Raw genomic sequence first — 22,717 nt, 5'->3', positions numbered from 1 at the left:
GTCAGTACGTCTTCGTTATCGGAGACGTTTTTTGAAAGATTTTATCCTTACAGATAAAATATGACGTGGGAGGGCAAATCACTGTCCAATTGACCACATCACGGACTTAAGGAGGTGTGTCTCGTGGCTAAAAAGGTAATTAAAATGGTAAAGCTTCAAATTCCTGCAGGTAAAGCTAACCCAGCTCCACCAGTTGGTCCAGCATTAGGACAAGCAGGTGTTAACATCATGGGCTTCTGTAAAGAGTTTAACGCTCGTACAGCAGATCAAGCTGGTCTTATCATCCCTGTTGAAATTACGGTATTTGAGGACCGTTCATTCACTTTCATTACTAAAACTCCTCCTGCTGCTGTTCTTCTTAAGAAAGTAGCTGGTATTGAGTCTGGTTCTGGTGAACCAAACCGTAATAAAGTGGCAACTGTTAAGCGTGATAAAGTACGCGAAATCGCTGAAACTAAAATGCCTGACCTAAACGCTGCTAGCGTAGAAGCTGCAATGCGTATGGTTGAAGGTACTGCACGCAGTATGGGCATCGTTATCGAAGACTAATTCGATTTGTTTTTAAAAAAGGTTGCGGGTCTGGAATTCCAATTCGCAACCTTTATTATCGTAAATGATTATCGTTTTTAAATAAATGGATGGCGCTCATCCTCAGGTTATACCTGAAAACAGGCGTAAACGTGGGAGGTTATTCCGCTAAAACCACATTCGAGGAGGAAATAAAAATGGCTAAAAGAGGTAAAAAGTACGTAGAAGCTGCAAAGCTTGTTGATCGTGCAGCTGCTTACTCTGCAACAGAAGCAGTAGAATTAGTAAAGAAAACAAACACAGCTAAATTTGATGCAACTGTAGAAGCTGCATTCCGTTTAGGTGTTGACCCTAAGAAAGCTGACCAACAAATCCGTGGTGCAGTTGTTCTTCCACACGGTACTGGTAAAGTACAACGTGTATTAGTATTTGCTAAAGGTGAAAAAGCTAAAGAAGCTGAAGCTGCTGGAGCTGACTTCGTAGGCGATACTGATTACATCGGTAAAATCCAACAAGGTTGGTTCGATTTCGATGTAGTAGTAGCAACTCCTGACATGATGGGTGAAGTTGGTAAACTTGGTCGCGTATTAGGACCTAAAGGTTTAATGCCAAACCCTAAAACTGGAACAGTTACTTTCGATGTAACTAAAGCTGTTAACGAAATCAAAGCTGGTAAAGTTGAATACCGCGTTGATAAAGCTGGTAACATCCACGTTCCAATCGGTAAAGTATCTTTCGAAGATGCTAAATTAGTAGAAAACTTCAAAACAATTGCTGACACTTTACAAAAAGTTAAGCCAGCTGCTGCAAAAGGTACTTACATGAAGAACGTAACAGTTGCTTCTACAATGGGACCTGGCGTACGTGTAGACGTTTCTACATTAGCGTAAATTTTGGAAGTTGACTTCATAAAGAAGTTTTAATATAATCATTTATGTTGTGAATTTAATTAGTGTACCGTAGACAGTAGGTGTCAATAGACTTAATTTCCTACCTAGGTGTTAATATACGAAGCGGAATCTTTTTTCTGTGACTATATGCCTCCATGTCTACAAGTTGGGCATGGAGGTTTTTAGTGCACTTTCGGTACATCTTCTATATAATCTACAGGAGGTGTAATAACATGAGCAAAGTAATCGAAACTAAACAACAAGTTGTAACTGAAATCGCGGACAAACTTCGCGCTAGTAAATCTACAATCGTTGTTGACTACCGTGGTTTAACAGTTTCTGAAGCAACAGAATTACGTAAGCAATTACGTGAAGCTGGCGTTGAGTTCAAAGTTTACAAAAACTCTCTAACTCGTCGTGCTGCAGAATCTGCTGAAATGGCTGAGTTAAATGAATTCTTAACAGGACCAAACGCAATCGCGTTCAGTAACGAGGATGTAGTTGCTCCTGCGAAAGTATTAAACGACTTCGCTAAAGATCATGAAGCTTTAGAAATTAAAGCGGGCGTAATCGAAGGTAAACTTGTAACACTTGATGAGGTTAAAGCAATCGCTACTCTTCCATCACGTGAAGGCTTACTTTCTATGCTTCTTAGCGTTCTTCAAGCTCCAATCCGTAACCTTGCACTTGCTACTAAAGCAGTTGCAGACCAAAAGGAAGAGCAAGGCGCTTAATTTTTTAAAAGATAATTACGTATTATCGATAAAACAATACAAACCTATTTAAGGGAGGATATTTACAATGACTAAAGAACAAATCATTGAAGCAGTTAAATCTATGACTGTATTAGAACTTAACGACTTAGTAAAAGCTATCGAGGAAGAATTCGGCGTAACTGCTGCTGCTCCTGTAGCTGTTGCTGGTGGCGCTGGAGAAGCTGCTGCTGAGAAAACTGAATTTGATGTGGAACTAACTAGCGCTGGTGCACAAAAAATCAAAGTTATCAAAGTTGTTCGTGAAATCACTGGTCTTGGCTTAAAAGAAGCTAAAGAATTAGTTGACAACACTCCAAAAGTAATCAAAGAAGCTGCTGCTAAAGAAGAAGCTGAAGAAATCAAAGCTAAACTTGAAGAAGTTGGCGCTGCTGTAGAAGTTAAGTAATTAACTTTTGATGCTTTAAAAAAAGCTCGCTCTCATGCGAGCTTTTTTTTTAACTGTAAAGAAAAGAGGTGGCCATATGGCAGACCATTATTTTTCTAACGACCCTTCTAGTAAAAGTGATCGTAAGCGATGGGAGTTTGCCCTTCGTGGATCTCGATTCACTTTCTTATCTGACCATGGGGTGTTCTCGAAAAACGAAGTGGACTTTGGTTCCCGTCTTTTAATTGAAGCGTTTCAAATGCCAGATATTAAAGGTGATATATTAGACGTAGGTTGCGGATACGGTCCTATTGGTTTGTCGTTAGCGAAAGAGTTTCAAGGTCGTGAAGTTCACATGGTGGATGTGAACGAGAGGGCACTTGGGCTTGCGAAAGAAAACGCCGCTAATAACAAAATCGAGAATATACGTATTTTTCAAAGTAGCGTCTATGAAAATGTAGATGGTAAGTATGCTGCTATTCTATCTAACCCTCCAATTCGTGCGGGTAAAGATATCGTACATGAGATTTTAGAAAAAGCTGTGGAGTATTTAGTTCCAGATGGAGAGCTTTGGATTGTTATTCAAAAGAAACAAGGTGCACCGTCTGCGCTAAAAAAACTAGAAGAAGTATTTTCTGAAGTTGAGGTTGTAGAAAAGAAAAAAGGATATTATATCATAAAATCAAAAAAACGTTGACGGTTATTTTTGGCTATGTTAACATTATACAATGCCAATATATGATTTTCTGCGTTGAGAAAGATGTATATTTTTGTTTCTCTTGGAAAAGATAGTAAAATCAGCAGATTATGAAACAGAATGATGGTTTTCTTATAGAAGCCATTTTTCTTTTTTGAGCAGGTAGAAAGACTCAACGTATTTATCTTTAAGAGAAAGAGACTACGCTAATAGCAGTAGTTGTATTTATTTGTGATTTTGCACAAATTTTTTTGTGCATTTATAATACTCATGATTTGAGGGGTGAAGCAGTTGACAGGTCAACTAGTTCAATACGGACGCCACCGCCAACGAAGAAGTTATGCCCGTATTAGTGAAGTATTAGAGTTACCAAATCTTATCGAAATTCAAACCTCTTCTTATCAGTGGTTTCTTGATGAGGGTTTGCGAGAAATGTTCCAAGACATTTCTCCGATTGAAGACTTTACGGGAAATCTATCGCTTGAATTTATCGACTACAGCTTAGGTGAACCTAAATACTCTGTAGACGAATGCAAAGAGCGTGATGTGACGTATGCAGCACCACTTCGTGTAAAAGTGCGTCTAATCAACAAGGAAACTGGTGAAGTAAAAGAACAAGATGTGTTCATGGGAGATTTCCCACTCATGACAGAGACTGGAACATTCGTAATTAACGGTGCAGAACGTGTTATCGTTTCCCAGTTAGTTCGCTCTCCAAGCGTATACTATAGTGGCAAAGTGGATAAAAACGGAAAACGTGGTTTTACTGCTACTGTAATTCCAAACCGCGGAGCTTGGTTAGAGTATGAGACAGATGCTAAGGATGTTGTATATGTGCGTATTGACCGTACGCGTAAACTTCCTGTAACTGTTTTGTTACGCGCATTAGGGTTTGGCTCTGATCAAGAAATCACCGAGCTTTTAGGTGATAACGAATACTTAAGCAACACATTAGAAAAAGACAACACAGATAGCACAGAAAAAGCATTGCTTGAAATTTATGAGCGTCTACGTCCTGGTGAACCACCAACAGTAGAAAATGCTAAGAGCTTACTTGTGTCTCGTTTCTTCGATCCAAAGCGCTACGATTTAGCAAATGTAGGTCGCTATAAGATCAACAAGAAGTTACACATTAAAAACAGATTGTTTAATCAACGTTTAGCTGAAACATTAGTGGATCCAGAAACTGGTGAAATTTTAGCGGCAGAAGGAACAATCTTAGATCGTCGTACACTTGATCGCATTTTACCTTACTTAGAGAAAAACATTGGATTCAAAACAGCGAAACCAATGGGTGGAGTGGTAGAAGGCGATGTTGAGCTGCAATCTATTAAGATTTATGCTCCTGAGTCGGAAGGCGAACGCGTAATTAATGTAATTGGTAATGCAAACATTACTCGTGATGTGAAACACATCACACCAGGTGATATCCTTGCTTCTATCAGTTACTTCTTCAACCTACTATACAAAGTAGGGGATACAGATGATATTGACCATTTAGGAAACCGTCGTCTGCGTTCTGTTGGAGAACTATTACAAAATCAATTCCGTATCGGTCTTTCTCGTATGGAACGTGTTGTTCGTGAGAGAATGTCGATCCAAGATACAAATGCGATTACACCACAGGCACTAATTAATATTCGTCCTGTTATTGCATCTATTAAAGAGTTCTTCGGAAGTTCTCAGTTATCTCAGTTTATGGACCAAACAAATCCATTAGCAGAGTTAACTCACAAACGAAGACTATCTGCATTAGGACCTGGTGGTTTAACGCGTGAGCGCGCAGGCTTTGAAGTGCGTGACGTTCATTACTCTCACTACGGTCGTATGTGTCCGATTGAAACACCAGAGGGACCAAACATCGGTTTGATTAACTCATTATCTTCGTTCGCGAAAGTAAATGAGTTTGGTTTCATTGAAACACCATACCGTCGTGTTGACCCAGAAACTGGTCTTGTAACAGGGCATGTTGATTACTTAACAGCAGATGAAGAAGATAATTATGTTGTAGCCCAAGCGAATATGAAATTATCTGACGAAGGTGAATTCCTAAGTGAAGATATCGTAGCTCGTTTCCGTGGTGAAAACATTGTCACAAATAGAGAACGCATCGACTACATGGATGTATCTCCAAAACAAGTAGTGTCGGCAGCGACAGCTTGTATTCCGTTCTTAGAAAACGATGACTCTAACCGCGCACTTATGGGAGCGAACATGCAACGTCAGGCGGTTCCGTTAATGAATCCGGAATCTCCGATTGTAGGTACAGGTATGGAGTACGTATCAGCAAAAGACTCAGGTGCTGCAGTAATCTGTAAACATCCTGGTGTTGTTGAGCGCGTAGAAGCACGTGAAGTTTGGGTACGTCGCTATGTAGAAGTTGACGGTCAAACAGTAAAAGGCGACTTAGATCGCTACAAAATGCAAAAATTCATTCGTTCTAACCAAGGAACTTGTTACAACCAACGTCCAATCGTAAGTGTTGGAAATGAAGTTGTAAAAGGTGAAATCCTTGCGGATGGTCCTTCTATGGAATTAGGTGAACTAGCACTTGGACGTAACGTGCTTGTTGGCTTCATGACTTGGGACGGTTATAACTACGAGGATGCGATCATCATGAGTGAGCGCCTTGTAAAAGATGATGTGTACACTTCTATTCATATTGAAGAATATGAATCAGAAGCTCGTGATACGAAACTTGGACCAGAAGAAATTACACGTGACATTCCAAACGTTGGGGAAGACGCATTACGTAACCTTGACGAGCGCGGTATCATTCGCGTTGGTGCTGAAGTAAAAGATGGAGATTTACTTGTTGGTAAAGTAACACCTAAAGGTGTAACAGAATTAACAGCTGAAGAACGTCTATTACATGCTATCTTTGGAGAAAAAGCGCGTGAAGTACGTGATACATCACTACGTGTACCACACGGTGGTGGCGGTATTATCTTAGACGTAAAAGTATTCAACCGTGAAGATGGCGATGAATTGCCACCAGGCGTGAATCAACTTGTACGTGCATATATCGTTCAAAAACGTAAAATTTCTGAAGGTGACAAGATGGCCGGACGTCACGGTAACAAAGGTGTTATTTCTCGTATTTTACCAGAAGAAGATATGCCTTACTTACCAGACGGTACGCCAATCGATATCATGTTAAACCCATTAGGGGTACCATCTCGTATGAATATCGGTCAGGTATTAGAGCTTCATCTTGGTATGGCAGCAAGATACCTTGGCATTCACATTGCAACACCAGTATTCGATGGTGCTCGTGAGGAAGATGTTTGGGGCACAATTGAAGAAGCTGGTATGGCAAATGACGCGAAAACAATCCTGTATGACGGACGTACTGGTGAACCATTCGATAACCGCGTATCTGTTGGTGTCATGTATATGATTAAACTTGCGCACATGGTTGACGATAAACTTCATGCTCGTTCTACTGGACCATACTCACTTGTAACGCAGCAACCTCTTGGAGGTAAAGCTCAGTTCGGTGGACAGCGTTTCGGTGAGATGGAGGTTTGGGCACTTGAAGCTTACGGTGCTGCTTATACTCTTCAAGAAATCTTAACAGTGAAGTCTGATGATGTTGTTGGACGTGTTAAGACTTATGAAGCAATTGTTAAAGGCGAAAATGTTCCAGAACCAGGCGTTCCTGAATCATTCAAAGTATTGATTAAAGAGCTGCAAAGTTTAGGTATGGACGTTAAAATGATGTCTAGCGACGATACAGAAATTGAAATGCGTGATACAGAAGATGACGATGATCATCAATCAGCAGATAAATTGAATGTCGAAGTTGAGACAACTAAGGAATAATTGGGATAACCTGTAGACTAAAAGGGAGGTAGGCCCCTTGATAGATGTAAATAACTTTGAATATATGAAGATTGGACTTGCTTCACCTGACAAGATTCGTTCTTGGTCATACGGTGAAGTTAAGAAACCAGAAACTATTAACTATCGTACGTTAAAGCCTGAAAAAGATGGCTTGTTCTGTGAGCGTATTTTCGGACCACAAAAGGACTGGGAATGTCATTGCGGAAAATACAAACGTGTACGTTATAAAGGTGTAGTTTGTGATCGATGTGGCGTTGAAGTAACGCGTGCAAAAGTACGTCGTGAACGTATGGGTCATATCGAATTAGCTGCTCCTGTATCTCATATTTGGTATTTCAAAGGTATCCCGAGCCGCATGGGACTTGTCTTAGACATGTCCCCTCGCGCGCTTGAAGAAGTAATTTATTTCGCTTCTTATGTTGTAACAGAAAGTGGAGATACACCACTTGATAAGAAGCAATTACTTTCTGAAAAAGAATACCGTGCATATCGTGATCGATATGGTAGCACATTCCAAGCTGCTATGGGTGCAGAAGCAATTAAAAAGCTACTACAAGACATCGATTTAGATAAAGAAGTAGACTTCTTAAAAGAAGAATTAAAAACAGCACAAGGACAACGCCGTACTCGTGCTATTAAACGTCTAGAAGTATTAGAAGCATTCCGTAACTCTGGAAATGAACCGTCTTGGATGATCTTAGATGTTCTACCAGTAATTCCGCCAGAACTACGCCCAATGGTACAGTTAGACGGTGGACGTTTTGCTACTTCTGACTTAAACGACTTATACCGTCGTGTAATTAACCGTAACAATCGTTTAAAACGTCTATTGGACTTAGGTGCACCAAGCATCATCGTTCAAAACGAAAAACGTATGTTACAAGAAGCTGTAGACGCATTAATCGATAATGGTCGTCGTGGCCGTCCAGTTACTGGACCAGGTAACCGTCCATTAAAATCACTATCTCACATGCTTAAAGGTAAACAAGGACGTTTCCGTCAAAACTTATTAGGTAAACGTGTTGACTACTCTGGTCGTTCTGTAATCGTTGTAGGACCGAACTTAAAGATGTATCAATGTGGATTACCAAAAGAAATGGCGCTTGAACTGTTCAAACCTTTCGTAATGAAAGAGTTAGTTGAAAAAGGATTAGCACATAACATTAAGAGTGCGAAACGTAAAATCGAGCGTGTACAACCTGAAGTTTGGGACGTTTTAGAGTCTGTGATTAAAGAACATCCAGTACTTCTAAACCGCGCACCAACACTTCACCGTCTTGGTATCCAGGCGTTTGAACCTACATTAGTAGAAGGTCGCGCAATCCGTCTTCACCCACTTGTATGTACTGCATACAACGCGGACTTTGACGGTGACCAAATGGCCGTTCACGTACCTTTATCATCAGAAGCTCAAGCTGAAGCTCGTCTTCTTATGTTAGCGGCACAAAACATCTTGAACCCGAAAGACGGTAAACCAGTTGTTACTCCATCTCAGGATATGGTATTAGGTAACTATTACTTAACACTTGAGCGTGAAGGTGCAATCGGTGAAGGTATGGTCTTCAAAGATGCAAACGAAGCATTGCTTGCATATCAAAATGGATATGTTCATCTTCATACACGTGTTGCAGTAGCTGCAAGTGCAGTAAACAACGCAACATTTACTGAAGAGCAAAAGAGTATGCTTCTATTAACAACAGTTGGTAAATTAATATTTAACGAAATCTTACCAGAGTCGTTCCCTTATATTAATGAACCAACAAATTCAAACCTTGAAAAAGAAACACCAGCGAAATATTTCGTTGAAAAAGGTGCGAACATTAAAGAAATTATTGCTAGTCGCGAAGAAGTGGCGCCATTTAGCAAGAAAATCCTTGGTAACATCATTGCGGAAGTATTCAAACGTTTCCAAATTACAGAAACGTCTCGCATGCTTGACCGTATGAAAAACTTAGGATTCAAGTACTCTACAAAAGCTGGTATTACAGTTGGGGTATCTGACATTCTTGTATTAGGCGAAAAAGATGAAATTCTCCACGAAGCACAAGCAAAAGTAGATAATGTAATTAAACAATTCCGTCGCGGTTTAATCACGGAAGAAGAACGTTACGATCGCGTTATCTCTATTTGGAGTAATGCAAAAGATGTTATCCAAGGAAAACTGATGAAATCCTTGAATAAACGCAACCCAATCTTCATGATGAGTGACTCAGGTGCCCGTGGTAACGCATCTAACTTTACTCAGCTTGCTGGTATGCGTGGTCTTATGGCCAATCCATCTGGTCGTATCATCGAACTTCCAATCAAATCGAGTTTCCGTGAAGGTTTAACAGTACTTGAGTACTTCATCTCTACGCACGGTGCGCGTAAAGGTCTTGCTGATACAGCACTTAAAACTGCCGATTCTGGTTACTTAACACGTCGTCTTGTTGACGTTGCACAAGATGTAATCGTTCGTGAAGATGATTGTGGAACAGATCGCGGTTTATTAATCGGTGCGATTAAAGAGGGTAATGAAGTTATCGAGTCATTATATGATCGTCTTGTTGGACGTTTTGCAAGAAAAACTGTAAAACATCCTGAAACAGGTGAAGTATTAGTTGCTGAAAATCAATTAATTACTGAAGATATCGCTCATATCGTTGAAAATTCGGGTGTTGAAACTGTAAACATTCGTTCAGCGTTTACGTGTAACACTCGCCACGGTGTATGTAAGAAGTGTTACGGTCGTAACTTAGCAACTGGAACAGACGTAGAAGTAGGAGAAGCGGTAGGTATTATCGCAGCTCAATCTATCGGTGAGCCAGGTACACAGTTAACGATGCGTACATTCCATACAGGTGGGGTTGCCGGAGATGATATCACTCAAGGTTTACCTCGTATCCAAGAGATCTTCGAAGCTCGTAATCCGAAAGGTCAGGCAGTTATCAGTGAAATCGACGGTGTTATCGCAGCGATCAACGACGTTAAAGATCGCCAAGAAGTAGTTGTACAGGGTGAAGTTGAAGCTCGTACGTATGCTATTCCTTACGGTGCTCGTCTGAAAGTAACTCCAGGACAGCCAATTAGCCACGGTAAAGAGTTAACAGAAGGTTCTATTGATCCGAAAGAATTACTAAAAGTAACGGACATTACGGCGGTTCAAGAATACTTATTACGTGAAGTTCAAAAAGTATACCGTATGCAAGGGGTAGAAATTGGTGACAAACACGTAGAAGTAATGGTACGTCAAATGTTACGTAAAGTTCGTGTAAGTGATGCAGGTGAAACAGATGTATTACCAGGAACATTACTAGATATCCATCAGTTCACTGATGCGAATGCTAAGGTCTTACTGCAAGGTAAGCAACCAGCAACAGCTAGACCTGTTCTACTTGGTATTACAAAAGCTTCACTTGAAACAGATTCATTCTTATCTGCAGCATCGTTCCAAGAAACAACTCGTGTCTTAACTGATGCAGCAATTAAGGGTAAACGCGATGAACTTCTAGGATTAAAAGAAAATGTTATTATCGGTAAACTTGTTCCTGCTGGAACAGGTATGAATCGTTATCGCAAAGTGGATCTTGTAAAAACAACACAAGATGACATGAATGTAGAAAACGATGAGGTTTATGTGGAACAGTAAAATTTTCCGGCATAAATTTTGTATAAAAACAATTAATCTTAGTTGACATTGTATGAGTCAAAATGTTACTATAATCAAGGTTGCTCCTGAACGATGCTTTGGAGGATATTTATATGTCTTATCAAAAAGTATCAACTGCTGAAAATGTAGTCGTTGGTCATAAACGCACATTGGAGGCAATCAAAAATGGTACAGTTAAAGAAGTTGTCATCGCAGAGGATGCTGACATGCGGTTAACCCATGCTATCATTCGTGTTGCAATGCAATATAACGTGCCCATAACAAAAGTTGAATCAGTTCGTAAGCTTGGTAAAGCTTCGGGGATTCAAGTGGGAGCTTCAGCAATAGGAATAATAAGTTAAAACTGTTTTTGTGAGGAGAGAGCATTTGCTCTTCCTTGCAAAAACTTTGTTTTCAACTAATAATGAACCACCTGGATATGTGGTCATACAAACATGCGAAGGGAGGATAATCAAATGCCTACTATTAACCAATTAGTGAGAAATGGTCGTACTGATAAAGTATGGAAATCTAAATCACCTGCGTTAAACAAAGGTTTTAACTCTTTAAAGAAAAAATCAACTGATATCTCTGCACCTCAAAAACGTGGTGTATGTACTCGTGTTGGTACAATGACTCCAAAGAAACCTAACTCAGCGTTACGTAAATACGCTCGTGTACGTTTAACAAACGGTATCGAGGTTACAGCTTACATCCCAGGTATCGGTCATAACCTACAAGAGCATAGCGTAGTATTAATTCGCGGTGGTCGTGTAAAGGATTTACCGGGGGTACGTTACCACATCGTTCGTGGTGCGCTTGACACAGCTGGTGTTGACAAACGTATGCAAGGACGTTCTAAATATGGTACTAAGAGACCAAAACCTGCTAAAAAATAATAACTTTAAAATGAAAGGAGGAACTCAATATGCCTCGTAAAGGACCTGTTGCGAAACGTGACGTGTTACCAGATCCAATGTACAATTCGAAGCTAGTAACACGCCTTATCAACAAAATGATGGTTGACGGTAAAAAAGGTAAATCTCAAACAATTCTTTATAATGCGTTCGATATCGTAAACGAACGTACTGGTAAAGAGCCAATGAAAGTATTCGAGCAAGCTCTTAAGAACATCATGCCTGTTCTTGAAGTACGCGCTCGTCGTGTTGGTGGTGCTAACTACCAAGTTCCAGTTGAGGTTCGTCCAGAACGCCGTACAACTTTAGGTCTTCGTTGGTTAGTAAACTACGCTCGTCTTCGTGGTGAAAAAACTATGGAAGAGCGTCTTGCTAACGAAATCTTAGATGCAGCTAACAACGCTGGTGCATCTGTTAAGAAACGTGAAGACACTCATAAAATGGCAGAAGCTAACAAAGCATTTGCTCATTACCGTTGGTAGGATTCAACGTAAAATAAATGTAAGCATAAACCGCTTTATTTGTCGCTTATGGAAGTGTGGAGAGGGAGAATGCCTCTCCCTTTCATCGGGCGCTCGTTTTACATAATGAGAGTACTGGACATACTGACATGTGTAACAATATAAAGTGGCTTTTTTGCTACTTAAAATAAAAAAATCCAATCCATATATGGAAGGAGCAAGACACCAAATGGCAAGAGAGTTCTCTTTAGAAAACACTCGTAATATTGGTATCATGGCTCACATCGATGCTGGTAAAACAACAGCAACTGAGCGTATTCTGTACTACACAGGACGTATTCATAAAATCGGTGAAACTCACGAAGGTGCATCTCAGATGGACTGGATGGAGCAAGAGCAAGAGCGTGGTATCACAATTACTTCTGCTGCAACTACAGCACAATGGAAAGGTCATCGTGTAAACATCATTGATACTCCAGGACACGTAGATTTCACAGTAGAAGTAGAACGTTCTTTACGCGTACTTGATGGCGCTGTAGCAGTACTTGATGCGCAATCTGGTGTAGAACCACAAACAGAAACTGTTTGGCGTCAGGCTACTACTTACGGCGTACCTCGTATCGTATTCGTTAACAAAATGGATAAGATCGGTGCAGATTTCTTATACTCTGTAGGAACAATCCACGATCGTTTACAAGCAAACGCACATCCAATTCAGTTACCAATCGGTGCTGAAGATGAGTTCAATGGTATCATTGACCTTGTTGAAGAGTGTGCTTACATGTACGGTAACGATTTAGGAACAGACATTCAACGTGTTGAAATTCCTGAAGAGCACAAAGAATTAGCTGAAGAATACCGTGGAAAACTTATTGAAGCGGTAGCTGAGCTTGATGAAGAAATGATGATGAAGTACCTAGAAGGTGAAGAAATCACTGTAGAAGAGCTTAAAGCTGGTATCCGTAAGGCTACAACTTCTGTAGAATTCTTCCCAGTAATCTGTGGTTCTGCATTCAAAAACAAAGGTGTTCAAATTCTGTTAGACGCAGTTATCGACTACCTTCCATCTCCACTAGATGTACCTGCTATTAAAGGTACTCTACCGGATACAGATGAAGAAGTAGAACGTAAGTCTAGCGATGAAGAACCATTCGCAGCTTTAGCATTCAAAATCATGACTGACCCTTATGTTGGTAAGTTAACGTTCTTCCGTGTGTACTCTGGTGTGTTAAACTCTGGATCATACGTGAAAAACTCAACTAAAGGTAAGCGTGAGCGTGTAGGTCGTATCCTACAAATGCACGCTAACAGCCGTGAAGAGATTTCAACAGTTTACGCTGGTGATATCGCTGCTGCTGTAGGTTTAAAAGATACTACTACTGGTGATACTCTTTGTGACGAGAAGAGCCTTGTTATCCTTGAGTCTATGGAATTCCCAGAGCCAGTTATCTCTGTAGCTATCGAACCAAAATCTAAAGCTGACCAAGATAAAATGGGTACAGCATTATCTAAGCTTTCTGAAGAAGATCCAACATTCCGTGCTCACACTGACCAAGAAACTGGCCAAACTATCATCGCTGGTATGGGTGAACTTCACCTTGATATCATCGTTGACCGTATGCGTCGTGAATTCAAAGTGGAAGCAAACGTTGGTGCTCCTCAGGTAGCATACCGTGAGACTTTCCGCGCTGCTGCGAAAGTTGAAGGTAAGTTCGCTCGTCAATCTGGTGGTCGTGGACAATTCGGTCACGTTTGGATTGAGTTTGAACCTAACGAAGAAGGTAAAGGATTCGAATTCGAAAACAAGATCGTCGGTGGTGTAGTTCCTCGTGAATACATCCCAGCTGTTGGAGCAGGTCTTGAAGATGCACTTAAAAATGGTGTACTAGCTGGTTATCCACTAGTTGACATTAAAGCTGCATTAGTTGACGGATCTTACCATGATGTCGATTCATCTGAGATGGCGTTCAAAATCGCTGCATCTATGGCACTTAAAGCTGCGGTTTCTAAATGTAGCCCAGTAATTCTTGAGCCAATGATGAAAGTTGAAGTTGTAATTCCTGAAGAGTACATGGGTGACATTATGGGTGACGTAACATCTCGTCGTGGACGTGTAGAAGGTATGGAAGCTCGCGGTAACGCACAAGTTGTTCGCGCTATGGTTCCACTTTCTGAAATGTTCGGTTATGCAACGTCATTACGTTCTAACACTCAAGGACGCGGAACATTCTCTATGGTGTTTGACCACTATGAAGAAGTACCAAAGTCTGTTTCTGAAGAAATTATCAAAAAAAATAAAGGTGAATAATTGATTTTTATCGATTGTTCAAGTATAACTACTTATGTAAGCTTAGAAAGTGGGACGTAAGTTTCACTTTCTAGTCTAAATATAAAATAACCTATATAAACTAAGGAGGAATTTAGAATGGCTAAAGCTAAATTCGAACGTTCTAAACCCCATGTTAACATCGGTACAATCGGCCACGTTGACCATGGTAAAACTACATTAACTGCTGCGATCACTACAGTTCTTGCAAAAGCTGGTGGTGCTGAAGCACGCGGATACGATCAAATCGATGCTGCTCCAGAAGAAAGAGAGCGCGGTATCACAATCTCAACTGCACACGTTGAGTACGAAACTGAAACTCGTCACTATGCACACGTTGACTGCCCAGGTCACGCTGACTATGTTAAAAACATGATCACTGGTGCTGCTCAAATGGACGGCGGTATCTTAGTAGTATCTGCTGCTGATGGCCCAATGCCTCAAACACGTGAGCACATCCTTCTTTCTCGTCAAGTAGGTGTTCCTTACATCGTTGTATTCTTAAACAAATGCGACATGGTAGATGACGAAGAATTATTAGAATTAGTAGAAATGGAAGTTCGCGACCTATTATCTGAATACGGATTCCCAGGCGACGACATTCCTGTAATCAAAGGTTCTGCTCTTAAAGCTCTTCAAGGAGAAGCTGATTGGGAAGCAAAAATCATTGAATTAATGGCTGAAGTTGATGCTTACATCCCAACTCCAGAACGTGAAACTGACAAACCATTCTTAATGCCTGTAGAGGACGTATTCTCTATCACAGGTCGTGGTACAGTTGCTACTGGTCGTGTTGAGCGCGGTATCGTTAAAGTTGGTGACGTAGTAGAAATCATCGGTCTTGCTGAAGAAAATGCTTCTACAACTGTAACTGGTGTAGAGATGTTCCGTAAACTTCTTGACCAAGCTCAAGCTGGAGACAACATCGGTGCTTTACTTCGTGGGGTTGCTCGTGAAGACATCCAACGTGGACAAGTACTTGCAAAAAGCGGTTCTGTAAAAGCTCACGCTAAATTCAAAGCTGAAGTTTTCGTATTATCTAAAGAAGAAGGTGGACGTCACACTCCATTCTTCGCTAACTACCGTCCTCAGTTCTACTTCCGTACAACTGACGTAACTGGTATCATCCAATTACCAGAAGGTACTGAAATGGTAATGCCTGGTGACAACATCGAAATGACTATCGAACTTATCGCTCCAATCGCTATCGAAGAGGGAACTAAATTCTCTATTCGTGAAGGTGGACGTACAGTAGGTTACGGTGTAGTTGCTACTATCGTTGAGTAATCTTAACTGATATAAAAAAACCTAAGGGATTTTCCCTTAGGTTTTTTGTTTGCGTTTATATAAGGGAGAAGAGAGTGTTTTTTTGTTTTGACGAGTTTCTTCTATAGTAATATAAAAACAATAAAAGATAATCCAGAAACTGTAAAATGAATTCTGTTAGATGAAAACTTGAAATTCTTTAAAGTGCCATGTATAATAGCAAAAGTAGAGAAAAGCAGATGCAAACAAAAAGATGCTTGCATCTAGACGAATAACATTGTATAATAGACAATGTTGGTCTTTGACTGCGATGAAGTGGAAGGTTGCTGACACACCCGGCCGCTTTGCCATGGCATGGTGTGGGGAAATTTCCATGGAGAAGGTCTATTTTAGAAATAGGCGAACGAAGGAGGGAAAATAATGGCAAAAGAAAAAATTCGTATCCGTTTAAAAGCTTACGATCACCGTATTCTTGATCAGTCAGCTGAGAAAATTGTAGAAACAGCTAAGCGTTCTGGGGCAACAGTTTCTGGTCCGATCCCATTACCAACTGAAAAAACTGTTTACACAATTCTTCGTGCTGTTCATAAGTACAAAGATTCTCGTGAGCAATTCGAAATGCGCACGCACAAACGTCTAATCGACATCGTGAGTCCTACTCCACAAACAGTAGATTCATTAATGCGTTTAGACTTACCATCTGGTGTAGATATCGAAATCAAACTATAATTTATATAACTTAAAAATGTAGGAGGTGTAACTCATGACCAAAGGAATCTTAGGAAGAAAGATCGGTATGACTCAAGTATTTGCTGAGAACGGTGAGTTAATCCCAGTAACAGTTATCGCTGCTAATCCAAACGTTGTTCTTCAAAAGAAAACAACTGAAACTGATGGCTACAATGCAATTCAGTTAGGATTTGAAGATAAACGTGAAAAGTTAACTAACAAACCTGAACAAGGCCACACTGCTAAAGCATCTACAACTCCTAAGCGCTTCATTCGCGAAATCCGCGATGCAGACGTGGACGGATTAGAGGTTGGTCAAGAGGTAAAAGTTGACGTATTCGCTACAGGTGAAATCGTTGATGTAACAGGAATTTCTAAAGGTAAAGGTTTCCAAGGTGTTATCAAACGCCACGGACAATCTCGCGGACCTATGTCTCATGGTTCTCGCTATCACCGTCGTCCAGGTTCAATGGGCCCAGTTGCTCCGAACCGTGTATTCAAAGGCAAAAAACTTGCTGGACGTATGGGTGGAGACCAAGTTACTATCCAAAACTTAGAAATCGTTCAAGTTGACACTGAGCGCAACTTATTACTAGTAAAAGGTAACGTTCCAGGTGCTAAGAAATCTCTTGTAGTTGTTCAAGGCGCTGTGAAGGTTAGCAAATAATTCACAATAGGAAGGAGGAATTCCAATGCCAAAAGTTACTGTATATAACCAAACTGGTTCACAGGTTGGTGAAATCGAATTAGCTGAAGCTATTTTCGGTATCGAACCAAATGAAGCTGTACTTTTCGAAGCTGTAATGATGCAACGTGCATCTTTACGTCAAGGTACACACAAAGTAAAAACTCGCTCTGAAGTTCGCGGTGGTGGTCGTAAACCATGGCGTCAAAAAGGAACTGGACGTGCTCGTCAAGGGTCTATCCGCTCTCCTCAATGGCGTGGTGGTGGTACGGTATTCGGACCTACACCAAGAAGCTATGCGTACAAACTTCCTAAGAAAGTTCGTCGTTTAGCAATCAAATCTGCATTAGCTACTAAAGTAGTTGAGAACAACATTGTAGTTCTTGAAGACCTAGTGTTAAATGCACCAAAAACAAAAGATATGCTAGCAGTACTTAAAGGATTAACTGTTGAGAAGAAAGCTCTTATCGTAACTGCTGATGCAAACGAATCTGTAGAGTTATCTGCTCGCAATATCCCTGGAGTAACAGTAATCACTGCTGATGGCGTAAACGTTTTAGACGTGCTTCATCATGATAAGCTAATCATGACAAAAGCGGCAGTGGAAAAAGTAGAGGAGGTGCTTGCATAATGAGAGATCCTCGTGATATCATTAAGCGCCCAGTTATCACTGAACGTTCTATGGAAATGATGGCTGAAAAAAAATACACGTTCGATGTGGACGTTAAATCTAATAAAACAGAAGTTAAAGATGCTCTTGAAGCGATCTTTGGTGTTAAAGTAGAAAAAGTGAACATCATGAACTACAAGCCGAAAGCAAAACGCGTTGGTCGTCACGCTGGTTTTACTAGCCGTCGTCGTAAAGCAATCGTTAAGCTAACTGCTGACAGCAAAGAAATCGAAATCTTCCAAGGCGTTTAATTCTTACTAAAGAAGGAGGGGAATTGAGATGGGAATCAAAAAGTATAATCCAACTACTAACGGTCGTCGTAATATGACTACGAATGATTTCGCTGAAATCACGACTGATAGACCCGAAAAGTCATTACTTGCTCCTTTAAGCAAGAAGGCTGGTCGTAATAACCAAGGTAAAATCACTGTACGTCATCAAGGTGGCGGACATAAGCGTCAATACCGTATCATCGACTTTAAGCGTAACAAAGATGGAATTCCAGGACGCGTTGCTACGATCGAATACGATCCAAACCGCTCTGCGAATATCGCATTAATTAACTACGTTGACGGTGAAAAACGTTACATTCTTGCTCCTAAATCTTTAGAAGTAGGTATGGAAGTTATGTCTGGCCCAGAAGCTGACATTAAAATCGGTAACGCATTACCATTAATCAACATTCCAGTAGGTACTGTTGTTCATAACATCGAGCTTAAGCCTGGTCGTGGCGGACAATTAGTTCGTTCTGCTGGTACATCTGCTCAAGTACTTGGTAAAGAAGGTAAATACGTACTTGTACGTTTAACTTCTGGTGAAGTACGTCTTGTATTATCTGCTTGTCGCGCTTCAATCGGTCAAGTAGGTAACGAACAACACGAACTTATCAAAATCGGTAAAGCAGGTCGCTCTCGCTGGTTAGGTAAACGCCCAACAGTTCGTGGTTCTGTAATGAACCCGGTTGATCACCCACACGGTGGTGGTGAAGGACGTTCTCCAATCGGACGTAAGTCTCCAATGTCTCCATGGGGTAAACCAACTCTTGGATTCAAGACTCGTAAGAAAAACAAAGCGTCTGACAAATTCATCGTTCGTCGTCGTAAAAAATAATGGGATTGTAGTACGGTTCATTTCTAGAACCGTACGCCAATCACGAAGGGAGGCACCAAAATGGCTCGTAGCTTAAAAAAAGGACCATTTGTCGATGATCACTTAATGAGCAAAATGGAAAAATTAGTTGCATCTGAGCAAAAACAAGTTGTTAAAACTTGGTCTCGCCGTTCAACAATCTTCCCTCAGTTCATCGGACACACAATCGCTGTATATGATGGTCGTAAACACGTACCTGTGTACATCACTGAGGATATGGTTGGCCATAAGTTAGGTGAATTCGCACCAACTCGTACGTACAAAGGTCACCTTGCTGACGATAAGAAAACTAGAAGATAATGAGAGGAGGCACTTCAATGCAAGCTAAAGCAGTAGCGAGAACAGTTCGTATTGCTCCTCGTAAAGTTCGTTTAGTAGTAGACTTAATCCGAGGTAAGCAAGTGGGTGAAGCGATTGCTATCCTTAACCACACACCAAAAACTGCTTCTCCAGTTGTAGAAAAAGTTTTAAAATCTGCAATCGCAAATGCAGAGCACAATTATGAGATGGACATTAACAACCTAGTTGTTGAAAAAGTTTTCGTTGACGAAGGTCCAACGTTAAAACGTTTCCGTCCACGTGCAATGGGTCGTGCAAGCCAAATTAACAAACGCACAAGCCACATCACAGTTGTGGTATCAGAAAAGAAGGAGGGATAATCGATGGGTCAAAAGGTTAATCCAATTGGTCTTCGTGTCGGCGTTATCCGTGACTGGGAATCTCGTTGGTTCGCTGAGAAAGATTACGCTACATTATTACATGAAGACATCAAAATCCGTGAGTACATTAATGTACGCTTAAAAGATTCTGCTGTTGCTAAAGTAGAAATCGAACGTGCAGCAAATCGTGTAAATGTTACAATTCACACTGCAAAACCTGGTATGGTAATTGGTAAAGGTGGTACTGAAGTTGAAGCACTTCGTAAAGCTCTTAACCAATTAACAGGCAAGCGTGTACACATCAACATTTTAGAAGTTAAGAGAGCTGATCTTAACGCTAAATTAGTAGGCGAAAACATCGCTCGTCAATTAGAAAACCGTGTATCATTCCGTCGTGCACAAAAGCAAGTTATTCAACGTGCTATGCGTGCAGGTGCTAAAGGTATTAAAACACAGGTTTCTGGTCGTCTTGGCGGAGCTGATATCGCTCGTGCAGAATCTTACAGTGAAGGAACTGTTCCACTTCATACACTTCGCGCTGATATTGACTATGCAGCAGTTGAAGCTGATACAACATACGGTAAATTAGGCGTAAAAGTATGGATCTACCGTGGAGAAGTCCTTCCTACAAAAAAGAAAGCTTCTGAGGAAGGAGGAAAATAATATGTTAATGCCAAAACGCGTAAAATATCGTAGAGAGCATCGTGGTAAAATGCGTGGTCGTGCTAAAGGTGGAACTGAAATTGCTTTCGGTGAATTCGGTTTACAAGCACAAGCTGCTTCATGGATTACAAACCGTCAAATCGAAGCTGCTCGTCGTGCAATGACTCGTTACATGAAACGTGGCGGTAAAGTATGGATTAAAATTTTCCCTTCTAAACCTTACACTGCAAAACCTCTAGAAGTACGTATGGGTTCCGGTAAAGGGGCACCAGAAGGCTGGGTAGCAGTAGTAAAACCTGGGAAAATTATGTTTGAAATCGCGGGTGTATCTGAAGAGGTAGCACGCGAAGCATTACGTCTTGCAGCTCACAAGTTACCTGTGAAATGTAAATTCGTAAAACGTGAAGAAAATGGTGGTGAATCTAATGAAAACTAATGATATTCGTGAATTAACCACTGCCGAAATCGAAACAAAAGTTAAAGCTTTAAAGGAAGAGTTGTTTAATCTTCGCTTCCAACTTGCTACAGGACAATTAGAGAATCCAACTCGCATTCGTGAAGTGCGTAAAGCAATTGCTCGTATGAAAACTGTAGTTCGTGAAAGAGAGATCGGAATTAATCGATAAATTGAGGGGAGGTTTGCATAGTGAGCGAACGTAACCAACGCAAAGTTTATACTGGTCGTGTAGTGTCTGACAAAATGGACAAAACGATTACAGTTTTAGTTGAAACTTACAAAACTCATTCCTTGTACGGAAAACGTGTTAAGTATTCTAAGAAGTACAAAGCCCATGATGAGCAAAACCAAGCGAAACTTGGCGATATCGTTAAAATCATGGAAACTCGCCCGCTTTCTGCTACTAAGCGTTTCCGTTTAGTTGAAATCGTTGAAGAAGCGGTTATTATCTAAATAGACGAATCGGAATTTTTAGTCCGAAGGGAGGTTTCATAACATGATCCAACAAGAATCTCGTTTGAAAGTTGCTGACAACTCTGGTGCACGTGAACTTTTAACAATTAAAGTATTAGGCGGCTCTGGTCGTAAATATGCTAACATTGGTGACATTATCGTTGCTACGGTAAAACAAGCAACACCAGGTGGCGTTGTTAAAAAAGGTGACGTTGTTAAAGCAGTAGTGGTACGTACGAAGAGCGGAGCTCGTCGTCCGGACGGTTCTTACATCAAATTTGATGAAAACGCAGCGGTTATCATTAAAGACGATAAGAGCCCACGTGGTACTCGTATCTTCGGACCAGTAGCTCGTGAATTACGTGATAGCAACTTCATGAAGATCGTTTCTTTAGCTCCAGAAGTTCTATAATTTAAGGTATTGCCTTGCTAAGGAGGTGCAGAATTAAGATGCATGTAAAAAAAGGTGATAAAGTACAGGTAATCACTGGTAAAGACAAAGGAAAACAAGGCGTTATCCTTGTGGCTTTCCCAAAGCAAAACCGTGTTATCGTTGAGGGTGTCAATATCGTTAAGAAGCACTCTAAGCCATCTCAATTAAATCCACAAGGTGGAATTATTACTAAAGAAGCACCTATTCACGTTTCTAACGTTATGATTTTAGATCCGAAAACAGGTGAACCTACTCGTGTAGGCTTCAAAGTAGAAGATGGTAAAAAAGTTCGTATTGCAAAAAAATCTGGTGAATTATTAGATAAATAATTTTCTTAAGAAAGGAGGTCACTTCATTGAATCGCCTTAAAGAGAAGTTCCAAAAGGAAATTACTCCTGCTCTAGTGAGCAAGTTTAACTATAAATCTGTAATGCAGGTACCAAAAATCGAAAAGATCGTAATCAACACTGGTGTTGGTGACGCGGTATCTAACTCAAAAGCGTTAGACAACGCAGTAGAAGAATTAACACAAATCACAGGTCAAAAACCTGTTGTAACTCGTGCTAAAAAATCAATCGCTGGTTTCCGTCTTCGTGAAGGTATGCCAATCGGTGCGAAAGTAACTTTACGCGGCGAGCAAATGTATGAGTTCTTCGACAAATTAGTATCAGTTTCTTTACCACGTGTACGTGATTTCCGTGGTGTTTCTAAGAAATCATTCGATGGTCGTGGAAACTATACATTAGGTGTTAAAGAGCAACTTATTTTCCCTGAGATTGATTATGATAAAGTAAGCAAGGTCCGCGGTATGGACATCGTAATCGTTACTACAGCGAAAACTGATGAAGAAGCTCGTGAACTTTTAACACAATTCGGTATGCCATTCCAAAAATAATGGAAGCCAACGCTAAGTAGAGGAGGCGAAAACGTGGCTAAAAAATCTATGATAGCGAAACAAAAGCGTACTCCTAAGTTTAAAGTACAAGAGTATACACGTTGCGAACGCTGCGGTCGTCCGCATTCTGTATACCGCAAATTTAAACTTTGCCGTATTTGTTTCCGTGAACTTGCATATAAAGGTCAAATTCCTGGTGTTAAAAAAGCTAGTTGGTAAAACCCA

General features: G+C 40.6%; 27 protein-coding genes and 1 other annotated feature. All 27 genes read left to right on the top strand.

Annotation, left to right across the window (positions count from 1 at the left end; translation table 11 throughout):
- Positions 1–123 precede the first annotated feature (123 nt).
- Positions 124–549 (top strand): 50S ribosomal protein L11, encoded by a 426-nt coding sequence (gene rplK / locus QCI79_RS12845; RefSeq protein ID WP_001085872.1) that lies wholly within the window; start codon positions 124–126, stop codon positions 547–549.
- A gap of 176 nt (positions 550–725) precedes the next feature.
- Positions 726–1,418, top strand: coding sequence for a 50S ribosomal protein L1 (gene rplA, locus QCI79_RS12840; protein WP_001987630.1), 693 nt, complete (start codon positions 726–728; stop codon positions 1,416–1,418).
- A gap of 49 nt (positions 1,419–1,467) precedes the next feature.
- Positions 1,468–1,612 (top strand) — a sequence feature (ribosomal protein L10 leader region).
- Between the two features lie 39 nt (positions 1,613–1,651).
- On the top strand, positions 1,652–2,152 hold the full coding sequence (gene rplJ / locus QCI79_RS12835) for a 50S ribosomal protein L10 (protein ID WP_000048716.1): 501 nt from the start codon (positions 1,652–1,654) through the stop codon (positions 2,150–2,152).
- 67 nt (positions 2,153–2,219) lie between these two features.
- Positions 2,220–2,579, top strand: a complete 360-nt coding sequence (rplL, locus tag QCI79_RS12830) for a 50S ribosomal protein L7/L12 (protein WP_000159736.1) — start codon at positions 2,220–2,222, stop codon at positions 2,577–2,579.
- Between the two features lie 76 nt (positions 2,580–2,655).
- Positions 2,656–3,255 carry a class I SAM-dependent methyltransferase gene (locus tag QCI79_RS12825; protein WP_000763262.1) on the top strand — a complete coding sequence of 200 codons (600 nt, stop codon included), beginning with the start codon at positions 2,656–2,658 and terminating at the stop codon, positions 3,253–3,255.
- A 291-nt stretch (positions 3,256–3,546) separates the two neighbouring features.
- The gene (gene rpoB / locus QCI79_RS12820) at positions 3,547–7,080 is read left to right on the top strand and encodes a DNA-directed RNA polymerase subunit beta (protein ID WP_000147553.1); all 3,534 of its coding nucleotides are present in this window, start codon (positions 3,547–3,549) and stop codon (positions 7,078–7,080) included.
- Positions 7,081–7,117: 37 nt separating this feature from the next.
- The gene (gene rpoC, locus QCI79_RS12815; protein WP_000567939.1) at positions 7,118–10,729 is read left to right on the top strand and encodes a DNA-directed RNA polymerase subunit beta'; all 3,612 of its coding nucleotides are present in this window, start codon (positions 7,118–7,120) and stop codon (positions 10,727–10,729) included.
- 113 nt (positions 10,730–10,842) lie between these two features.
- Positions 10,843–11,091: a 50S ribosomal protein L7ae-like protein gene (locus tag QCI79_RS12810; protein WP_000121837.1), complete on the top strand. Its 249-nt coding sequence runs from the start codon at positions 10,843–10,845 to the stop codon at positions 11,089–11,091.
- 114 nt (positions 11,092–11,205) lie between these two features.
- Positions 11,206–11,628 carry a 30S ribosomal protein S12 gene (gene rpsL / locus QCI79_RS12805; RefSeq protein ID WP_001142341.1) on the top strand — a complete coding sequence of 141 codons (423 nt, stop codon included), beginning with the start codon at positions 11,206–11,208 and terminating at the stop codon, positions 11,626–11,628.
- Between the two features lie 29 nt (positions 11,629–11,657).
- A complete protein-coding gene (gene rpsG, locus QCI79_RS12800) occupies positions 11,658–12,128 on the top strand; it encodes a 30S ribosomal protein S7 (protein WP_021728591.1) in 471 nt (156 codons plus the stop codon).
- A gap of 208 nt (positions 12,129–12,336) precedes the next feature.
- Positions 12,337–14,415 (top strand): elongation factor G, encoded by a 2,079-nt coding sequence (fusA, locus tag QCI79_RS12795; RefSeq protein ID WP_000090370.1) that lies wholly within the window; start codon positions 12,337–12,339, stop codon positions 14,413–14,415.
- 117 nt (positions 14,416–14,532) lie between these two features.
- Positions 14,533–15,720: an elongation factor Tu gene (gene tuf / locus QCI79_RS12790; RefSeq protein ID WP_001029614.1), complete on the top strand. Its 1,188-nt coding sequence runs from the start codon at positions 14,533–14,535 to the stop codon at positions 15,718–15,720.
- Positions 15,721–16,119: 399 nt separating this feature from the next.
- The gene (gene rpsJ, locus QCI79_RS12785) at positions 16,120–16,428 is read left to right on the top strand and encodes a 30S ribosomal protein S10 (protein WP_001040596.1); all 309 of its coding nucleotides are present in this window, start codon (positions 16,120–16,122) and stop codon (positions 16,426–16,428) included.
- Between the two features lie 34 nt (positions 16,429–16,462).
- A complete protein-coding gene (gene rplC / locus QCI79_RS12780; RefSeq protein ID WP_000160207.1) occupies positions 16,463–17,095 on the top strand; it encodes a 50S ribosomal protein L3 in 633 nt (210 codons plus the stop codon).
- A gap of 25 nt (positions 17,096–17,120) precedes the next feature.
- Complete coding sequence (rplD, locus tag QCI79_RS12775; RefSeq protein WP_001127258.1) at positions 17,121–17,744, top strand: 50S ribosomal protein L4; 624 nt, start codon at positions 17,121–17,123, stop codon at positions 17,742–17,744.
- Positions 17,744–18,034, top strand: a complete 291-nt coding sequence (rplW, locus tag QCI79_RS12770; protein ID WP_001205558.1) for a 50S ribosomal protein L23 — start codon at positions 17,744–17,746, stop codon at positions 18,032–18,034. The genes rplD and rplW overlap by 1 nt, the downstream gene beginning before the upstream one ends.
- A 28-nt stretch (positions 18,035–18,062) precedes the next feature.
- The gene (gene rplB / locus QCI79_RS12765) at positions 18,063–18,893 is read left to right on the top strand and encodes a 50S ribosomal protein L2 (RefSeq protein WP_000511583.1); all 831 of its coding nucleotides are present in this window, start codon (positions 18,063–18,065) and stop codon (positions 18,891–18,893) included.
- Positions 18,894–18,953: 60 nt separating this feature from the next.
- On the top strand, positions 18,954–19,232 hold the full coding sequence (rpsS, locus tag QCI79_RS12760; protein ID WP_000124454.1) for a 30S ribosomal protein S19: 279 nt from the start codon (positions 18,954–18,956) through the stop codon (positions 19,230–19,232).
- Between the two features lie 17 nt (positions 19,233–19,249).
- Positions 19,250–19,591: a 50S ribosomal protein L22 gene (gene rplV, locus QCI79_RS12755; protein WP_001148024.1), complete on the top strand. Its 342-nt coding sequence runs from the start codon at positions 19,250–19,252 to the stop codon at positions 19,589–19,591.
- A gap of 3 nt (positions 19,592–19,594) precedes the next feature.
- Positions 19,595–20,254 (top strand): 30S ribosomal protein S3, encoded by a 660-nt coding sequence (gene rpsC / locus QCI79_RS12750; RefSeq protein WP_000529956.1) that lies wholly within the window; start codon positions 19,595–19,597, stop codon positions 20,252–20,254.
- Position 20,255: 1 nt separating this feature from the next.
- Positions 20,256–20,690 carry a 50S ribosomal protein L16 gene (gene rplP, locus QCI79_RS12745; protein WP_000928969.1) on the top strand — a complete coding sequence of 145 codons (435 nt, stop codon included), beginning with the start codon at positions 20,256–20,258 and terminating at the stop codon, positions 20,688–20,690.
- Entirely contained in the window at positions 20,680–20,880 is a 201-nt protein-coding gene (gene rpmC / locus QCI79_RS12740) for a 50S ribosomal protein L29 (RefSeq protein ID WP_000855718.1), read from the top strand. The genes rplP and rpmC overlap by 11 nt, the downstream gene beginning before the upstream one ends.
- Positions 20,881–20,900: 20 nt before the next feature.
- The gene (gene rpsQ, locus QCI79_RS12735) at positions 20,901–21,164 is read left to right on the top strand and encodes a 30S ribosomal protein S17 (protein ID WP_000004106.1); all 264 of its coding nucleotides are present in this window, start codon (positions 20,901–20,903) and stop codon (positions 21,162–21,164) included.
- Positions 21,165–21,207: 43 nt separating this feature from the next.
- Positions 21,208–21,576, top strand: coding sequence for a 50S ribosomal protein L14 (gene rplN / locus QCI79_RS12730; RefSeq protein ID WP_000615912.1), 369 nt, complete (start codon positions 21,208–21,210; stop codon positions 21,574–21,576).
- Positions 21,577–21,614: 38 nt separating this feature from the next.
- Positions 21,615–21,926, top strand: a complete 312-nt coding sequence (rplX, locus tag QCI79_RS12725; RefSeq protein ID WP_000558200.1) for a 50S ribosomal protein L24 — start codon at positions 21,615–21,617, stop codon at positions 21,924–21,926.
- Positions 21,927–21,952: 26 nt separating this feature from the next.
- The gene (gene rplE, locus QCI79_RS12720; RefSeq protein WP_001080831.1) at positions 21,953–22,492 is read left to right on the top strand and encodes a 50S ribosomal protein L5; all 540 of its coding nucleotides are present in this window, start codon (positions 21,953–21,955) and stop codon (positions 22,490–22,492) included.
- A 33-nt stretch (positions 22,493–22,525) separates the two neighbouring features.
- Positions 22,526–22,711, top strand: a complete 186-nt coding sequence (gene rpsN / locus QCI79_RS12715; RefSeq protein ID WP_001085700.1) for a 30S ribosomal protein S14 — start codon at positions 22,526–22,528, stop codon at positions 22,709–22,711.
- The last annotated feature ends 6 nt before the right edge of the window (positions 22,712–22,717 follow it).

The organism is Bacillus cereus group sp. MG1 (genome assembly GCF_040460035.1).
In the GTDB taxonomy this organism is placed as follows: Bacteria; Bacillota; Bacilli; order Bacillales; family Bacillaceae_G; genus Bacillus_A; species Bacillus_A cereus.
The sequence above is the reverse complement of the archived record's forward strand: the minus strand, read 5'-3'. Positions and strand labels throughout refer to the sequence as shown.

Excerpts from the sequence above, each read along its gene's own strand:
- rpsL (WP_001142341.1), top strand. The coding sequence starts at position 11,206 with ATGCCTACTATTAACCAATTAGTGAGAAATGGTCGTACTGATAAAGTA.
- rplB (WP_000511583.1), top strand. The coding sequence starts at position 18,063 with ATGGGAATCAAAAAGTATAATCCAACTACTAACGGTCGTCGTAATATG.
- rplV (WP_001148024.1), top strand. The coding sequence starts at position 19,250 with ATGCAAGCTAAAGCAGTAGCGAGAACAGTTCGTATTGCTCCTCGTAAA.
- rplP (WP_000928969.1), top strand. The coding sequence starts at position 20,256 with ATGTTAATGCCAAAACGCGTAAAATATCGTAGAGAGCATCGTGGTAAA.
- rpmC (WP_000855718.1), top strand. The coding sequence starts at position 20,680 with ATGAAAACTAATGATATTCGTGAATTAACCACTGCCGAAATCGAAACA.
- rplA (WP_001987630.1), top strand. The coding sequence starts at position 726 with ATGGCTAAAAGAGGTAAAAAGTACGTAGAAGCTGCAAAGCTTGTTGAT.
- rplX (WP_000558200.1), top strand. The coding sequence starts at position 21,615 with ATGCATGTAAAAAAAGGTGATAAAGTACAGGTAATCACTGGTAAAGAC.
- rplW (WP_001205558.1), top strand. The coding sequence starts at position 17,744 with ATGAGAGATCCTCGTGATATCATTAAGCGCCCAGTTATCACTGAACGT.
- rplD (WP_001127258.1), top strand. The coding sequence starts at position 17,121 with ATGCCAAAAGTTACTGTATATAACCAAACTGGTTCACAGGTTGGTGAA.
- rplJ (WP_000048716.1), top strand. The coding sequence starts at position 1,652 with ATGAGCAAAGTAATCGAAACTAAACAACAAGTTGTAACTGAAATCGCG.
- rpsG (WP_021728591.1), top strand. The coding sequence starts at position 11,658 with ATGCCTCGTAAAGGACCTGTTGCGAAACGTGACGTGTTACCAGATCCA.
- rplN (WP_000615912.1), top strand. The coding sequence starts at position 21,208 with ATGATCCAACAAGAATCTCGTTTGAAAGTTGCTGACAACTCTGGTGCA.
- QCI79_RS12825 (WP_000763262.1), top strand. The coding sequence starts at position 2,656 with ATGGCAGACCATTATTTTTCTAACGACCCTTCTAGTAAAAGTGATCGT.
- rpsS (WP_000124454.1), top strand. The coding sequence starts at position 18,954 with ATGGCTCGTAGCTTAAAAAAAGGACCATTTGTCGATGATCACTTAATG.
- rpsC (WP_000529956.1), top strand. The coding sequence starts at position 19,595 with ATGGGTCAAAAGGTTAATCCAATTGGTCTTCGTGTCGGCGTTATCCGT.
- rpsJ (WP_001040596.1), top strand. The coding sequence starts at position 16,120 with ATGGCAAAAGAAAAAATTCGTATCCGTTTAAAAGCTTACGATCACCGT.
- rplC (WP_000160207.1), top strand. The coding sequence starts at position 16,463 with ATGACCAAAGGAATCTTAGGAAGAAAGATCGGTATGACTCAAGTATTT.
- QCI79_RS12810 (WP_000121837.1), top strand. The coding sequence starts at position 10,843 with ATGTCTTATCAAAAAGTATCAACTGCTGAAAATGTAGTCGTTGGTCAT.
- tuf (WP_001029614.1), top strand. The coding sequence starts at position 14,533 with ATGGCTAAAGCTAAATTCGAACGTTCTAAACCCCATGTTAACATCGGT.
- fusA (WP_000090370.1), top strand. The coding sequence starts at position 12,337 with ATGGCAAGAGAGTTCTCTTTAGAAAACACTCGTAATATTGGTATCATG.
- rplL (WP_000159736.1), top strand. The coding sequence starts at position 2,220 with ATGACTAAAGAACAAATCATTGAAGCAGTTAAATCTATGACTGTATTA.